Raw genomic sequence first — 14,809 nt, 5'->3', positions numbered from 1 at the left:
TTTCAAATTATAAATTAAACTAAGCCAAGTTTTTTGGCTCTATTTTGTGTTGATTTTATTGTGTTTTTTAAAAGCATTGCTATAGTCATAGGTCCAACTCCGCCTGGAACTGGAGTTATATAGCTAGTTTTTTCAGCTACATTTTTAAAATCAACATCTCCACAAAGAGAGCCATCATCAAGTCTATTTATACCAACATCAATAACAATAGCACCATCTTTAACCATATCTTTAGTTACAAAATTAGGCTTTCCTATTGCAGCTACTATTATATCCGCATTTTTACAAATTTCTTTTAAATTTTTAGTTTTAGAGTGTGTTATGGTTATTGTTGCGTTTGCGTTTAAAAGTAAGCTCGCCATAGGTTTTCCTACGATATTGCTTCTTCCGATTATTACAGCATTTTTTCCAGCTGGATCAATGTTATACTCATTTAACATATTCATTATTCCCAAAGGGGTACATGGTACAAATCCATCTTTAAAACCACTTGCTAGTTTTCCGACATTTATAGCGTGAAAACCATCAACATCCTTATCGCATCTGATATTTTCTAAAACAGTATTTGTGTCTATGTGTTTTGGTAAAGGAAGTTGAACTAAAATTCCATCCACTCCATCATCTAAATTTAATACATTAATAAGTGCTAAAAGTTCACTTTGGGTTGTGCTTTCTGGCAAACGGTGTATTATGGATTTTATTCCTGTTTGCATGCAAGCTTTTTCTTTTGAGGCAACATAGGTTTGACTAGCCTTGTTTTCACCAACCAAGATAACAGCAAGTGCAGGCTCCACTCCTATATTTTTTAAGACTTCTGTCTCGTGCTTTATCTGCTCTTTTGCATTCGCACTACTTATTTTGCCATCTAAAATTTTCATATAAATTCCTTAAATTAAAAGCGTTTTTAATCACAAAAGTTGTATCATACCTAAAATTTATTTAAAAATTTAGAAATTTGGAAGTTAATGAAAATAGTTTTTGTTTTTTTTGCATTTTTGCATTTTTGTTTCGGGACAGATTTTATCACAAAAAAAGAGTATGCCAAGATGCTCTATTCAAATCCAAGGGGTATAGGTTGTAATCTTTGTCATGGAGATAAAGGCGAAGGTATGGTTATTGCAAAATACAAAACACTAGATAAAAAAACAAAACAACTTATAGCAAGAGAACTTACATCGCCTAGTATAAATGATGTAGAGTTTGATTGTTTTAAAAATGCTCTAAAAAAGACAAGTTTAAATTTTATTTGCAAGGGTGTTGTAAAAAAAACAAGATCAGATAGTATAATGCCTAGCTATTTTTTAACAGATGATGAGATCAAGATATTATATGAATATGTAGTAAATTTAAAGGATAAAAAATGACAAATAAAGATGCGTTTAACGAAGCTAAAAAATTTATACCAGGTGGTGTAAACTCTCCGGTTAGAGCTTTTAAAAGTGTTAATGCGGATCCTATCGTGATACAAAAAGGAGATGGTTCTTATTTGTATGATGTGGAGGGTAAAAAATATATTGATTTTATACAAAGCTGGGGGCCACTTATATTTGGACATTGTGATAAAGATATACAAAATGCTATAAGTTCGGCTTTAAGCTATGGTATCAGCTACGGCGCTCCTAGTCTAAATGAGACTACACTTGCTAAAATAGTATGTGATAAATTTAAAAACATAGATAAAATTCGTTTCGTTAGTTCAGGCACAGAGGCTACAATGAGCGCTATAAGAGTGGCTAGGGGTTATGCGAAAAAAGATGGACTTATAAAATTTGAAGGTTGCTATCACGGACACTCAGATGCACTTTTGGTAAAAGCTGGTAGTGGTGCCACTACTTATCTTCACGCATCAAGTGCAGGAGTTCCTGAAAACACAGTAAAAGACACACATTTAGCTATATATAATGACCTGCAAAGTGTTGAAAATATTTTTAAAACTCAAAGCATTGGTGCTGTTATAATAGAGCCAATAGCTGGAAATATGGGCTTAGTTCCTGCTAAAAAGGAATTCTTACAAGGTTTAAGAAAACTTTGCGATAAATATAAAGCGGTGTTAATATTTGATGAGGTTATGAGTGGTTTTAGAGCTTCTGAGTTTGGCTCTTTGCCTTATCACGATGTTCTTGCTGATATGATTACATTCGGAAAGGTGATAGGCGGTGGCATGAATGTCGCTGCTTTTGGTGGCAAAGATGAGATAATGGATTGTCTTAGTCCAAATGGAGCTGTGTATCAAGCTGGAACATTAAGTGGAAATCCTTTGGCTATGGCCGCTGGTATAGCTTGCCTTAAAAAGATAAACGAAAATCCTGAAATTTATAAAAGATTAGAAACTATGGCAAATAACTTGATAAATGGTTTTAAACAAGCTGGAGCTAAATATGGTGTTGATATCCAGATAAATGTCCGTGGTTCTATGTTTGGATTTTTCTTTAATAAAAATGAAGTTTTAAACTACGATGATGCTTTAAAAAGTGATACAAAAATGTATGCTTTGTTTCACCAAGCAATGCTTAGCAGAGGCGTATATCTAGCCCCTAGCCAGTTTGAGACAGGGTTTGTTTGCTCCACTATGACAGATGAAGATATAGAGTTTGCCGTAAATGCCGCAAATGAATCATTTAAGGAGATAACTCAATAATGGCAAGAATAAAAGATATCGTTGGTGCAGCCGAGCAGCTTAGTTTGGGTATATCTATAGTTGTTGCTGTTTTGATTGGAGTAGGGCTTGGTATGTGGCTAAAAAATATTACCGGACTTGGATTTATGCTTTGGGTTGGAGTTGGATTTGGTATCGCAGCAGCTGTTTTAAATATCAAAAAGGCATATAAACAGCAGATAAAAAGTTTGGATGAATTAAAAGATGAAAATAGATATAAATTTTCAAAAGACAACAATGAAATTTAAAAAACTTTTTATTATTTATTTGATTTTTTGGTTATGTCTTAGTGGTTTTGGACTAGCTTTTGCTGATGATTTTTTTTATAGCTCTCAGATTGGATATTTTTGTTCCATTTTTATAGCTTTTGTTAGTTATAAAAGTTATAAGAGACGTGTTTTAAAAAAGTTAAAAGACAAAAATAAACTAGATGAGATTGATGAAGATGATGAAGAGCAGATTGATGATAATATAAGTTTAGAAGATGAAAAGCGAAGGTTAAAAACAAAAAAAATAAGACTAAAAGATATGAATTTAGATATGGCATTTGTTCCTTATCGTTTGTTTGCCTATGCTTTTTTTGTTATCGGATTTTTTTTACTAAAACGACATGATGTTTTAAATGTTTTTGGGCTGCTTGTTGGCTTAAGTATGATGCCTATTGGTGCTTTGGTGCTTGGTTTTTTACAAAGAAACGAAACAAAATAATTAATAAATTTTAAGGATAGAAATGTCAAATAGCAAACGCATTATAAAGACTATGATGCCTCTGTTTTTGGGTATGAGTCTTTTATTTGTCGGAAATGGACTAGTTGTTAGTTCTCTTTCTACATTGCTTAAACAAATGAATATTGATAATGTGACTATCGGTCTTATAAATGCGTGCTTTTTTGTTGGAGCCATACTTAGCACTTTAACATCTCACATTATAATTTCAAAAGTAGGGCATATTCGCTCATTTGCTATTTTTAGCGCGTTTTTTGGTGTTTGTTCTATGGTATATGAGCTTGGTACAAATTTGTATTTTTGGGCATTTTTAAGAGGGTGTTTAGGTTATTGTTACTATGCCCTTTTAGTTGTTATAGAAAGTTGGTTAAATGAAAAGGCAAGAAATAAAAATCGCTCAAGAATATTAGCCTTTTATGAAGGAGTTTTTTATGTATCTTTTGGTGTGGGTATTTTGATTTTAGCTTTAAATCTAAAACCTACTCAGATTTTTATAATATCGGCTGCTTTTATTATGCTTTCAAGTATACCTTTGAATTTAACAAAGATAAGACAACCAGCTATTCCTCAAAGACAAAATGCAAGTTTTCCTAAAATTTTTTCAGTAGCACCACTTGCGCTTGTTGGAAGTATTGTTGCTGGTGTTTTAATAAATGGATTTTTCTCTATGGCAAGTTTGTTTATACTGTCGCAAGGTTTTTCTTTGGCTAATGTATCATTTTTTATGACCATAGCTATGCTTGGTGGATTTGTTTCTCAGTTTATTATGGGCTATTTATCAGATACACTTGGTAGAAAGTTTGCTATCATATCATCTTCTTTGGTTGGTTTTTTAGCATCGGTTGGTTTTTTATTTGTTGGAGATAATATTGTATTACAATATATATTGTCATTTTTTCTTGGTGGTGGTATTTTTTGTCTTTATGTTTTATCTTTGGCTAGGGCAAATGATATGCTAGAGCATAAATCAAAAAGCATGGAGATCGGAAGAACGCTTTTGTTTAGCTACTCTTTTGGTTCTCTGGTTTCATCTATTGTTATTGGTTTTGCTATGAATTTTTTTGGAAATTTTGGTTTTATATATGTTTATATTGTTTTGCTTTTTATACTTATAGTATTTGCGTTAACAAAAGAGAGTATACCAAAAGAAGATAGAATAAGCTATAACCCTCATACTATTAAAACAACTGTGATAGATGAGTTAAATATAGAGTATGAAAATCAAGAATCAAAGCAAATTTAATTAATGGCAGATATAACAACAAATATACAAAATAGTATCAATCAGACCGGTCTTAATACAAATGTAAAACAGACTGGTCAAATTTTTAAAAAACAACCACAGCCTAATACAAAAGATACTATTGCTAGAGATAAATTAGAGCTTGAAAATGTAGATAAGTTTATAAATAAAGTTATGAATGAGCTTTCTGGTGCAAAAACCAAAAATCAGACAAACAAAATTTTGCAAATGGTAAAAGATACAAAGATAGCCCCAAATTTAGCAAACGATATACAAAATGTCGCCAAGCTTATTGAAAATGATGAAAGCATACAAAACAATCCAGCTTTAAAAGATCTGGCTTTAAAATTAAAAGAATTTTTAAAACCAATAGCTGATATAAAAACCGCCACTTTAAACGAACAGGTAAGAAACTCAGGTGTTATGCTTGAGGGTAATTTAAAAGAAGCATTGAATCCGCAAAAGCTTCCAAGCTCTATAAATAAACTTTTATTTGATATAAAAAATCTTTCAAATAATGATTTGCTTGATAAAATTTTAACCTTATCAAAAAATGAAAATTTAAACGATAATGATTCATTCTTGAAATTAAAAGAAATTTTAAAAAATGAAGAAACGGCGCTTTTAAAAACATTAAACAATTCAAATATAAAAGGCTTATTAACAGATGTAAATAAGCTTGATAATATATCTAAATTTCTTAGTAAATTTCAGACAAATATTGAAAATAGTGGAGATAAGGTTAAGCTTTATGTTGATAAATTGCAAGATTTTGTATCAAAACTTGATAATAAAATAAACTCTTTGAATACAAATGAAAAATTAAATCAAATTTCTGGTTTTTCTTCAAATTTTAAAGATTTAAAAATAGCTTTAAAAGATATACAAAATACATTAAAATCATTAAACAATATTGGAGATGAGATCAATCTTATAAAATCTTTTGATAACTTGCTTGATGGTAGTAGTTCAAATTTACAGTTTAAGTTGCAAAGTGCTGCAAGAAGACTTAGTGCTAGTTTGACTTTTATAGATAATAATGCAAGTGATGCGAGTAATAAACTAAAAGAGATAAAACATATCTCAAATCAGCTAAAAATAGCATCAAATGATATAATGAATATTGAAAAAAATAACATAGATGTCGCAAAAATAATTAGTAGTGATATAAAAAGCACTTTGCTCTCTATACAAGAAAAATCAGCAGGATTAAATAACTCATCTCAGATAAATCAAATAAGTGAAAAGATGTTATCTCAGATAGAGATACATCAAATGGTTTCTAGTATAGGTGGTGGAATTCAGACATATTTGCCATATATTTGGGATGGGGTTGATGGTGGAAGTATAGCTTTTAAGCAAGGCAAAAGAGATAGATATTATGCTCAAATAGATTTAAATTTTAAGCAATATGGCAAGGTTAATATAATGGTTGGACTTATAGATAAAAAATATATAGATATATCTATCGCCACTGCTCAAAAATCACTTAAAGATATAATATTTAATGAAGCAAAGGAGCTTAAAATCTCTATCTCAAAACTTGGTTTAATTGTTTCTAATTTTAATTTAAAGGTGCTATCTAAAAATGAAATTGCTGCAAAATTTAAAGATTTTTCAGGTCTTGAATTTGGTTTTGACAAGAAGGCTTAATGGCAAATATTATTAAGAAAAAAGCTGTTGCTCTAGGTTATAATAAGAAAAAAGATAATGCCCCAAAGGTTATGGCTAGCGGTAGTGGCGAGGTGGCAAACAATATTATAAATTTAGCAAAAGAGCATAAAATTCCAATAAAAGAAGACCCTGATCTTATAGAAATTTTAAGCAAGGTTGAAGTAAATCAAGAGATACCATCAAACTTATATAAGGCTGTTGCTGAGATATTTAGCTTTTTGTATAAAATGACAAATAAGTCTTGATAATTTAAACAAAAATGATATAATCCAGCACCCAAACCACTTTAAGTAAAGGAGATATTATGAAATTTTATGATTCGTGTGTAGAAAAATTGCACAATGTAGATCTTGCATTACTTTTTGTTCGTCTTGGTTTAGCATTTACTATTATTTTTCATGGTATTGCTAAAGCTTCACATGGTATTGCAAAAATTCAAGATCAGCTTATTAATATGCTTGGCTTCCCTGAATTAATAGGAACTTATTTTGCATATTTGGTTTATCTAGGTGAAATAGTAGCCCCAATTATGCTTATATTAGGTGTATTTAGTAGATTGGCTGCTGTATTTACATTGGGAACAACATTGTTTATTTTTATTGTAAAACATTCTGTTTTATTCGGCTTAGATGCAAGAACTGGTGGATTAATTCTCGCTGAAGCTTATTTTTATTTAACTAGTTCACTTGCAATAATCTTTGCTGGAAGTGGTAAATACGCTCTTAGAAAAGACTAAGAGGTATTATTAAAAGCAATTTTATATTGCTTTTTTATTTTTATTGTTTTAAATTTTAAAAGTGGTTTGTTGGTGTTGTTTGAATAAATTTTAAGCATTTTTCAATGCTTAAAATTTATTTTTTACCTCATTTTAGTTTATTTTACACTTGCTAGTTTTCTTCTCATATAAGCTATTTTGCTTTGCAAAGGTAAATGTTTTGGACAGTTGTCTTCACAAGCAAGCAAGCTCATACAACCAAATACTCCATCATCATCGCCTATAAGCTCATAAAAGTCTTCATCTGTTCTTTTGTCAAGTGCATCAATTTTAAATCTAGCTACTCTATTTAATCCAACAGCACCTATAAAATCTTTTCTCATAATAGCGGTTCCACAAGCAGCAACGCAAATACCGCATTCTATACATCTATCAAGCTCAAATACTTCTTGTGCTACTTCTGGCTCAACCTTTTCTTCAAGTTTTGATATATCTGTTTTGTGATCTGTGTGTATCCAACTCTCAACCCTTTTGCTCATAGCATTCATCCAATTTCCAGTATCAACGCTTAAATCTTTAATGAGTCTAAATACAGGAAGAGGCATTAGCTCTATAATACCACTTTCAAAATCTTTTGTAAGTGTTCTACATGCTAAACTAGGCTTGCCGTTTATTAGCATTCCGCAGCTACCACAAATTCCCGCACGACAAACAAAATCAAAGCTTAGATCTGGATCGTGTCTTTCTCTTATATAATTTAATGCTATAAATATAGTCATTCCAGGTGTTTCTTCTAGCTCATAGGTTGCAAAATATGGTTTTGAAATTTTGCTTAATGGGTTATATTTAAATGCTTTAATTGTTATTTTTCTACTCATATCCTATACCTGCTCTTTCATTTGGTGCTTTATATTTTGGTTGTAATTCATAATGCATAAGTGCTTCTTGTATCTCTTGTCTGCTTTTGCCTTCAGCTTGCATTTTTGAACGAATTTCATCAACTTGAGCTTGCCTTATGGCGCTATCAGGGTGTTCTATTATATTTCCCTTTGCTCCATATCCTCTAAATGCTGGAGGCATTTCCATTTTCATAATATCAAGTTTTTCATATTCTACCGTAGGCATTGTGTCGCCTTCTTTCCAGCTTGTAAGAGTTCTACTTAACCAATTTAAATCATCTCTTTTTGTATAATCTTCTCTATAGTGTGCTCCACGACTTTCTGTTCTTAAAAGAGCGCCGTAAGCTATACAAAGAGCTAGCTTTAGCATTTTTGGAACTCTGTATGCCTCTTCAAGTTCAGGGTTGCCGAATAAATTTTTGTTACTTACTTTTACATCAAGCGAGTGTTTGTATAATTCTTCAAGCTCTTTTACTGCCTTTTCAAGTCCTTCGCCTGTTCTAAATATGGCAACATGTTCCCACATTATATCTTTCATCTTGTTTTTAATCTCAAAAACATTGAAATGACCATCTTTTTTTATTAGATTTTGCATATAGTCTATTTGATCTTGGACAAATTTATTTATGTTTTGTGTTTTTATCTCTATTTCGTGAGTATTACAGTAATCAGCAAAATAATCACCAACAATCATACCAGCAACAACTGTTTCAGAAACAGAGTTTCCTCCAAGTCTATTAAAACCATGCATATCCCAACAAGCAGCTTCTCCCGCACTAAATAGACCTTGAAGTGTTGGACTTTCTCCTTTTGCATTTGTTTTAATCCCGCCCATTGAATAATGTTGCATAGGTAAAATAGGAGCCCAACCTTTAGGACCTTCATCTGCCGGATCTATCCCATTAAAAATTTGGCAAATTTCTTGAACATCACGTAAATTTTTCTCTATATGTTCACGACCAAGTATACTTATATCAAGCCAAACATGATCCCCATAAGCACTTTTTACACCTTTGCCTTTTCTTATGTGTTCCATAATTCTACGACTTACAACATCACGACTAGCAAGTTCTTTTTTTTCTGGTTCATAATCAGGCATAAATCTATATCCGTCAACATCACGCAATATTCCACCATCCCCACGGCATCCCTCTGTTAGTAAAATTCCGCTTGGAACTATAGGTGTTGGGTGAAACTGCACAGCTTCCATATTTCCTAGTCTCGCCACCCCTGTTTCTAGAGCTATTGCTGCACCTATGCCCTCACAAACAACAGCATTTGTGGTATGTTTATAGACTCTTCCATATCCACCGGTTGCTATAAGTGTTCCTTTTGATACATAAGCGGTGATATCGCCGGTTATTAAGTCACGAACTATAGCACCGTAGCAACGGTTGTTCTCATGAATTAATGCTATAGCTTCTTTTCTATCTTCAATTGCAACATTGTGTTTTAATGCTTCGTTTGCAACAGCAAATAGCATTGTGTGTCCTGTTGCATCAGCTGTATAACAGGTTCTCCATTTTTTTGTTCCACCAAAATCCCTAGAGTGTATAAGACCATGAACTTCTTCTTTTTCAACTATTGTTGTTTTTTGTGCGTTTATAATTGCACTTCTTTCACCTTTTTTTATTCTTGTCCATGGAACACCCCAAGCCGCTAATTCGCGAATAGCTTTTGGTGCAGTTTGGCAAAACATTCTAGCAACATCCTGATCGCACCCCCAGTCACTTCCTTTTACAGTATCTGCAAAGTGAACATCTTCGTTGTCGCCTTCACTCATTTTAGAGTTACCTAGGCTCGCTTGCATTCCACCTTGTGCGGCTGCAGAGTGCGATCTTTTAACTGGAATAAGGCTTAACACTATAGTGCTAAGACCTTTTTCTCCAGCCGCAACAGCAGCTCTAAGCCCAGCAAGTCCACCACCAATGACTAGCGCATCACAATATTTTACATTCATTTTTCTAAGCTCCTATTTCCAATTAATGACTAAGGCCAATCCATATAAAATCGGCTATTAATGCTATTGTTGCAAGTGCTCCAAAAATAGCAAAAATTATTGTTCTAGCTTTATTTCTTTTTTCTAGCATCTCTTGTCTGTTAGCACCATCAATGCTTATCCATTTTACATATAACCTGTACATGCCAATACTTGCATGAACAACCATAAAAATAAGAAGTGCAAGATAGAAAAATTCCAATGTTTCAAAATTTGTAGCAGATGTTTTAGCTGTTATTTTGGTTGGATTAAACATAATATCAACAAGATGAGCGCTTGCTGTAAAAAATAGAACAAATCCTGTTAAAAATTGAAACCACCATAGTGTAGTATCAAAATGTTTTATGCGATTTTTATGACCTACAAACATTATATATTGTTTGAAGTTAGCTGGAAACTTTCTCATTGCTAAAAATGCATGAACCATAAAAATAACAAATATAAAAGCAGCGATTAAATTTGTTATTATTGGTAATCCACCTTCAAATAAAAAACTAGCTTCCGCAAACTCTACAACTGCATTAAATGCATCTTTGCCAAAGATTATTGTAGATGTGAAAACCATATGACATAGTATAAAACAGGCTAGAATAAGCCCTGTTATACTTTGTAATCTATCCCAGCTGGCGGTGCAACGACTTTTTTTGCAGTCTGAGCGAACACCTAAAAAACCCTCAATAAGCCCGGTCATGAATACTCCTTACTTTAAAATTATATTAATAAAATCTTAATTAATATAATTAAATAAAATTAATAATTTTGTAATTATATAAAAAAAATACTTTAGCTAAATTTAAATTATTTTTTTAAATAAAAGTATGTAAAGCAACCTATAAAAATCATTGCTAAAGATAACAAATGACCCATAGATAGATTTAAAAATATAAAGCCTAGATTATAATCAGGCTCCCTAAAAAACTCTGATACAAACCTAGCAATAGCATATAAAATAGCATATAATGCAATAAGCTCTCCATTAAATTTCTTAAATTTCCTATAAAAAAATAAAATAATAAAAACTATTAAGCCTTCAAGCACAGCTTCATAAAGCTGAGAAGGGTGTCTCATAATACCACCTACCTTTATCGCCCAAGCTACATCGGTTGCTCTTCCAAATAACTCTTGATTTAAAAAATTTCCTATACGACCAAAGAAATACCCAAGTGGTATCGATATAGCACACAAATCCAAAAACATCAAGCTATTTTGTTTATATTTTTTACAATATGCAAATGTAGCTATTAAAAATCCAACAACAGCACCGTGATAGCTCATACCGCGAATTCCAACAAAAACTCCGTCATAAAATGGGTTAAAAATTTGCCAAGGGTTGGTTATGTACCATAATGTATCATCAGAATAAATAAGTATATATCCAATCCTAGCACCAAGAATAACTCCAACTTCAACCCAGAAAAAATAATTATCAAGCATAGAGTTGCTTATAGGTATTTTGTCTTTTTTAACAAAATATTTAGCCATGCTTAATGCTACTAATAATGCTAAAACATACATTATTCCATACCAGTGGACATTTATTCCAAAAATACTAAATGCTACGGGATTAAAGTGTGTATAAATTTCATTCCAAAAAGTCATATAAAATCTTTCATTTGTGTAATATGTAAGTTAGGATTTTACAATATAAAACTTATTGTTTTGATAAAATTTGTATAAAATTATATCTTTAAAATTAGTTTATGCTATCTTTTGCATGTATTGGTAATGCTAAAAATTCAAAATCATTTGTTTGTATTGTTTTTAAAAAATTATGTAAATTTAAAAACTCTTGCATTGTTAAGTTTATCTCCCACTTGGCACCTTTTTCGTTAAAATCTTTTTTGATATCAAAAATATTGTTTGTTTGAAAATAGTGTTCAAATCTTGAAATAAGTGAAAAATTTGTAAAAAACACAACACTCTCTTTTTGTATAAAATCAATTAAAATTGCTTCATTTATAGCTAAATTTGTAGCTGTTGAATAAGCCCTTACAAGACCTCCTGTGCCAAGTTTTATTCCACCAAAATATCTTACTATAAGTATTGCTGAGTTTATTAGGTTTGCACCCCTTAAAGCATTAAGTGCTGGTGGGCCGCTTGTTCCTTTTGGCTCTCCATCATCGCTTTGATTTTCAACAATTTGTCCGTATTTATTCATAACTCTATAAGCCCATACTATATGAACAGCTTTTGGGTGTTCTTGTTTTAGCGATTCGTGCATAGTTTTGAAATTTTCAAAAGGTGTTAAAAAAGCTAAAAAATTAGATTTTTTTATGTCTATTTGGGCTTTAAATGTATCGTTTATTGTTTTTAGCATATCTAAATTAAGGTGGGTAAATCCCACCTAGTTATTAATTTTTTCTTGTTTTGGCATCAGGAGTAAATAGTTGTTTGTTTAACAATTTAAAATCACCAACAAACTTTTGACCCTCATCACTAACAATCCAGTCTATAAATTTATTTGCATTTTCTACATCGGCATTTTTGCAGTGTTTCGGGTTTACAGCTATTATTGAGTAGAGATTTTTAAGGCTTTCATCACCTTCATTTACTATAACTAAATCAGGGTTTCCTTTAGCATTTGCTTCATATTTGATATATGTTCCTCTATCAGTAAAGCTAACACCTTTTTGCTCTTCAGCAGCTTTTATAGTAGCTAGCATTCCTTGACCTGTTTGACGATACCAAGCTTCGTTTTCAGGAACACCATTTGCCATTTTTTTCCAAATTCCTTTTTCTTTGTTGTCTGTTCCTGATTTGTCGCCTCTTGAGAAGAATGGAATTTTTTCTTTGTTTATTACTTCAAATGCACCTTTTAAGTCTTTGCCTTTAAATTTATCAGCAATACTTTTATCAGCTATTAAAACAAAATCATTATACATAACAGCTTTTCTTTCTATACCGTAGCCATTATTTACAAAATCCATTTCTACCTTTGGAGAGTGAACAAAAAGTATGTCAACATCACAGTTTTCTCCCATTTTCAAAGCAGCACCAGTTCCAACTGCTGTCCATTTTAAATCAACTCCGGTTTTCGCCTTATAAACAGGGTATATAGCATCCAAAAGTCCTGTGTTGTCAGTACTTGTTGTTGTAGCCATATTTAAATCAGAATCAGCTCCTAAAAGTGCACAAACCGCTATAATTGATGATATAAATATTTTTTTCATAAACTACCTTTCTTGTGAAATTTTATCTTATATATGCTATGATAACATAAATATGTAAATTTAGGAATTATTAAGTTGGAATTTATTACAGATGGTATTTTTACGGCTTTTAAGCTACTTATGAGCTTAGATATTGAAACATATTCTGCCATCAAAGCCACACTTTATACATCTAGTATATCGATTATTCTTGCATTAATCATAGGTCTTCCTATCGGTTTTATCCTAGGGTTTTATAAATTTTTTGGAGCTAAGGTTTTAAAATTTATAAGCGATACTATGCTTGCTATGCCAACTGTTGCAATAGGCCTTATAATATATGCTTTTATTACTAGAAATGGTCCTTTAGGGGAGTTTGGATTATTATTTACATTAAAGGCTATAGTTATCGGCCAATTAGTTTTAGCCTTGCCTATTATCATATCTTTAAGTTCTAGTATTATTGAAAATATGGATGAAAAGCACTATTTTACTATAATGTCTTATAGACTTGGTAGCTTAAGACTTGCAATGGTTGTTATTTATGAATTAAGATATTCTTTAATGGTTGTTGTAGCTAATGCCTATGGTAGGATTGTTGCTGAGGTTGGTGTTGCAATGCTTATTGGTGGAAATATAAAGTATTTTACAAGAACGATAACAACAGCAATATCGCTTGAAACAAATAAGGGTCAATTTGAAAGAGGTATAGCTTTGGCTATTGTTTTGATATCTATAGCCTTTTTGGTAAATTTATCTATTCATTTTTTAAAAAGGCTTGATAAATGATTGAGATATCAAATTTAAAAGTAGATTATAATAATTTTCGTGCCATTGATATAGAAAAATTAAACATAGACACAAAGATAAGCACAGCACTTTTAGGCTTTAATGGTAGTGGAAAAAGCACACTTTTAAAAGCTATTGCACATCTTATAAAGCCAACAAGTGGAAGTCTTAAAATTTGGGGCAAAGATAGGCTCAGTTTAGATGAACTAAAAGATATTTCTATACTTTTACCAGAGCCTATGCTTTTAAAAAGAAGTATTAGGGATAATTTTAAATTTGCTCTAAAATCAAGAGGGAATTTAGATAAATTTGATAAATATGTATATGAAGCTTTGGAGCTTGTTGGACTTGATGATAGTTTTTTACAAAAACAACATTATGAATTAAGTTCAGGACAAAACAAACGTATAGCTTTTGCTTTGATTATATGTTTAAGAGCTAAGTTAAACTTGCTTGATGAGCCTACAAATGCTGTTGATTTAAGCACGGCTAAGCAATTTGCGAAAGCTATACAATTTATGAAAGATCAGTATAAAAGTGGATTTATTATAGCTTCTCATGATGAAAAATGGCTAAGTGCTATTAGTGATGAGAGCTTGTTTTTGCACGAGGGTAGGTTAAGTGATTTTGAGCTTAAAAATATATTTAATGCTTCAAATGGGTTTATTGATTTTGGAGATTTTAAAATTGAGCTACCAAAAGAGTTTAAAAATAGTAAAAAAATAGCAATAAATCAAAATCTTATAAATTTAAGTTTTGTAAAATCAGATAATAGTATAAAAGGTATCTTGCATTCTGTTTCGCTTATATATAAAAATGATATTTTGCTTAAAATAAAAGCTGGGGATTTTTTGATAAAATGTGTTGTAAAAAATGCCAAAATAGGCGAATATACAACTGGAAAAGAGATATTTTTTTCTGTAAATGAAAAAGCATTTTTAAGCTTGGAATGATAAAAT

At 31.3% G+C, this 14,809-nt stretch carries 17 protein-coding genes; 10 read left to right on the top strand and 7 right to left on the bottom strand.

From position 1 onward, the window contains the following. Window positions 1–14: 14 nt before the first annotated feature. Complete coding sequence (gene folD, locus CPIN17260_RS07050; protein ID WP_078440805.1) at window positions 15–878, bottom strand: bifunctional methylenetetrahydrofolate dehydrogenase/methenyltetrahydrofolate cyclohydrolase FolD; 864 nt, start codon at window positions 876–878, stop codon at window positions 15–17. Between the two features lie 87 nt (window positions 879–965). Between folD and CPIN17260_RS07045 the strand changes: the two genes are divergently transcribed. From CPIN17260_RS07045 to CPIN17260_RS07010, 8 genes are read left to right on the top strand one after another with little or no spacing between them, the layout of a single operon-like run. Next, window positions 966–1,364: a c-type cytochrome gene (locus CPIN17260_RS07045; protein WP_069632313.1), complete on the top strand. Its 399-nt coding sequence runs from the start codon at window positions 966–968 to the stop codon at window positions 1,362–1,364. Continuing rightward, entirely contained in the window at window positions 1,361–2,638 is a 1,278-nt protein-coding gene (gene hemL, locus CPIN17260_RS07040) for a glutamate-1-semialdehyde 2,1-aminomutase (protein ID WP_078440804.1), read from the top strand. The genes CPIN17260_RS07045 and hemL overlap by 4 nt, the downstream gene beginning before the upstream one ends. Continuing rightward, entirely contained in the window at window positions 2,638–2,904 is a 267-nt protein-coding gene (locus CPIN17260_RS07035; protein WP_069638131.1) for an AtpZ/AtpI family protein, read from the top strand. Before hemL ends, CPIN17260_RS07035 begins: the two co-directional genes overlap by 1 nt. Then, window positions 2,894–3,364 carry a hypothetical protein gene (locus CPIN17260_RS07030; protein ID WP_069638137.1) on the top strand — a complete coding sequence of 157 codons (471 nt, stop codon included), beginning with the start codon at window positions 2,894–2,896 and terminating at the stop codon, window positions 3,362–3,364. The genes CPIN17260_RS07035 and CPIN17260_RS07030 overlap by 11 nt, the downstream gene beginning before the upstream one ends. A 22-nt stretch (window positions 3,365–3,386) precedes the next feature. After that, entirely contained in the window at window positions 3,387–4,625 is a 1,239-nt protein-coding gene (locus tag CPIN17260_RS07025) for an MFS transporter (RefSeq protein ID WP_069638130.1), read from the top strand. A gap of 3 nt (window positions 4,626–4,628) precedes the next feature. Further along, window positions 4,629–6,278, top strand: a complete 1,650-nt coding sequence (locus CPIN17260_RS07020) for a flagellar hook-length control protein FliK (RefSeq protein WP_078440802.1) — start codon at window positions 4,629–4,631, stop codon at window positions 6,276–6,278. Beyond that, a complete protein-coding gene (locus tag CPIN17260_RS07015) occupies window positions 6,278–6,544 on the top strand; it encodes a FlhB-like flagellar biosynthesis protein (RefSeq protein ID WP_069632319.1) in 267 nt (88 codons plus the stop codon). Before CPIN17260_RS07020 ends, CPIN17260_RS07015 begins: the two co-directional genes overlap by 1 nt. A 59-nt stretch (window positions 6,545–6,603) precedes the next feature. After that, window positions 6,604–7,035: a DoxX family protein gene (locus CPIN17260_RS07010; RefSeq protein ID WP_078387957.1), complete on the top strand. Its 432-nt coding sequence runs from the start codon at window positions 6,604–6,606 to the stop codon at window positions 7,033–7,035. A gap of 137 nt (window positions 7,036–7,172) precedes the next feature. Here the strand turns inward: CPIN17260_RS07010 and CPIN17260_RS07005 are convergent, their stop codons facing one another. The 6 genes from CPIN17260_RS07005 to tupA form a co-directional block, all read right to left on the bottom strand. Further along, the gene (locus CPIN17260_RS07005) at window positions 7,173–7,892 is read right to left on the bottom strand and encodes a fumarate reductase iron-sulfur subunit (RefSeq protein WP_069632320.1); all 720 of its coding nucleotides are present in this window, start codon (window positions 7,890–7,892) and stop codon (window positions 7,173–7,175) included. Beyond that, window positions 7,885–9,873: a fumarate reductase flavoprotein subunit gene (locus CPIN17260_RS07000; RefSeq protein ID WP_069632321.1), complete on the bottom strand. Its 1,989-nt coding sequence runs from the start codon at window positions 9,871–9,873 to the stop codon at window positions 7,885–7,887. Before CPIN17260_RS07000 ends, CPIN17260_RS07005 begins: the two co-directional genes overlap by 8 nt. Window positions 9,874–9,895: 22 nt before the next feature. After that, complete coding sequence (locus tag CPIN17260_RS06995) at window positions 9,896–10,603, bottom strand: fumarate reductase cytochrome b subunit (protein ID WP_078440801.1); 708 nt, start codon at window positions 10,601–10,603, stop codon at window positions 9,896–9,898. A gap of 107 nt (window positions 10,604–10,710) precedes the next feature. Continuing rightward, window positions 10,711–11,511: a prolipoprotein diacylglyceryl transferase gene (lgt, locus tag CPIN17260_RS06990; protein ID WP_078440800.1), complete on the bottom strand. Its 801-nt coding sequence runs from the start codon at window positions 11,509–11,511 to the stop codon at window positions 10,711–10,713. Window positions 11,512–11,605: 94 nt separating this feature from the next. After that, complete coding sequence (locus tag CPIN17260_RS06985; protein WP_078387940.1) at window positions 11,606–12,229, bottom strand: IMPACT family protein; 624 nt, start codon at window positions 12,227–12,229, stop codon at window positions 11,606–11,608. A 34-nt stretch (window positions 12,230–12,263) separates the two neighbouring features. Then, window positions 12,264–13,082, bottom strand: a complete 819-nt coding sequence (tupA, locus tag CPIN17260_RS06980) for a tungstate ABC transporter substrate-binding protein TupA (protein WP_069632325.1) — start codon at window positions 13,080–13,082, stop codon at window positions 12,264–12,266. A gap of 75 nt (window positions 13,083–13,157) precedes the next feature. Between tupA and tupB the strand changes: the two genes are divergently transcribed. Continuing rightward, window positions 13,158–13,850, top strand: a complete 693-nt coding sequence (gene tupB / locus CPIN17260_RS06975; protein ID WP_069632326.1) for a tungstate ABC transporter permease TupB — start codon at window positions 13,158–13,160, stop codon at window positions 13,848–13,850. After that, on the top strand, window positions 13,847–14,803 hold the full coding sequence (gene tupC / locus CPIN17260_RS06970; RefSeq protein WP_069636290.1) for a tungstate ABC transporter ATP-binding protein TupC: 957 nt from the start codon (window positions 13,847–13,849) through the stop codon (window positions 14,801–14,803). The genes tupB and tupC overlap by 4 nt, the downstream gene beginning before the upstream one ends. Window positions 14,804–14,809 lie beyond the last annotated feature (6 nt).

It is taken from the genome of Campylobacter pinnipediorum subsp. pinnipediorum (genome assembly GCF_002021925.1).
GTDB lineage: Bacteria > Campylobacterota > Campylobacteria > Campylobacterales > Campylobacteraceae > Campylobacter_A > Campylobacter_A pinnipediorum.
This window is presented reverse-complemented; position numbering and strand designations above follow the sequence as displayed.

Excerpts from the sequence above, each read along its gene's own strand:
- folD (WP_078440805.1), bottom strand. The coding sequence starts at position 878 with ATGAAAATTTTAGATGGCAAAATAAGTAGTGCGAATGCAAAAGAGCAG.
- CPIN17260_RS07045 (WP_069632313.1), top strand. The coding sequence starts at position 966 with ATGAAAATAGTTTTTGTTTTTTTTGCATTTTTGCATTTTTGTTTCGGG.
- hemL (WP_078440804.1), top strand. The coding sequence starts at position 1,361 with ATGACAAATAAAGATGCGTTTAACGAAGCTAAAAAATTTATACCAGGT.
- CPIN17260_RS07035 (WP_069638131.1), top strand. The coding sequence starts at position 2,638 with ATGGCAAGAATAAAAGATATCGTTGGTGCAGCCGAGCAGCTTAGTTTG.
- CPIN17260_RS07030 (WP_069638137.1), top strand. The coding sequence starts at position 2,894 with ATGAAATTTAAAAAACTTTTTATTATTTATTTGATTTTTTGGTTATGT.
- CPIN17260_RS07025 (WP_069638130.1), top strand. The coding sequence starts at position 3,387 with ATGTCAAATAGCAAACGCATTATAAAGACTATGATGCCTCTGTTTTTG.
- CPIN17260_RS07020 (WP_078440802.1), top strand. The coding sequence starts at position 4,629 with ATGGCAGATATAACAACAAATATACAAAATAGTATCAATCAGACCGGT.
- CPIN17260_RS07015 (WP_069632319.1), top strand. The coding sequence starts at position 6,278 with ATGGCAAATATTATTAAGAAAAAAGCTGTTGCTCTAGGTTATAATAAG.
- CPIN17260_RS07010 (WP_078387957.1), top strand. The coding sequence starts at position 6,604 with ATGAAATTTTATGATTCGTGTGTAGAAAAATTGCACAATGTAGATCTT.
- CPIN17260_RS07005 (WP_069632320.1), bottom strand. The coding sequence starts at position 7,892 with ATGAGTAGAAAAATAACAATTAAAGCATTTAAATATAACCCATTAAGC.
- CPIN17260_RS07000 (WP_069632321.1), bottom strand. The coding sequence starts at position 9,873 with ATGAATGTAAAATATTGTGATGCGCTAGTCATTGGTGGTGGACTTGCT.
- CPIN17260_RS06995 (WP_078440801.1), bottom strand. The coding sequence starts at position 10,603 with ATGACCGGGCTTATTGAGGGTTTTTTAGGTGTTCGCTCAGACTGCAAA.
- lgt (WP_078440800.1), bottom strand. The coding sequence starts at position 11,511 with ATGACTTTTTGGAATGAAATTTATACACACTTTAATCCCGTAGCATTT.
- CPIN17260_RS06985 (WP_078387940.1), bottom strand. The coding sequence starts at position 12,229 with ATGCTAAAAACAATAAACGATACATTTAAAGCCCAAATAGACATAAAA.
- tupA (WP_069632325.1), bottom strand. The coding sequence starts at position 13,082 with ATGAAAAAAATATTTATATCATCAATTATAGCGGTTTGTGCACTTTTA.
- tupC (WP_069636290.1), top strand. The coding sequence starts at position 13,847 with ATGATTGAGATATCAAATTTAAAAGTAGATTATAATAATTTTCGTGCC.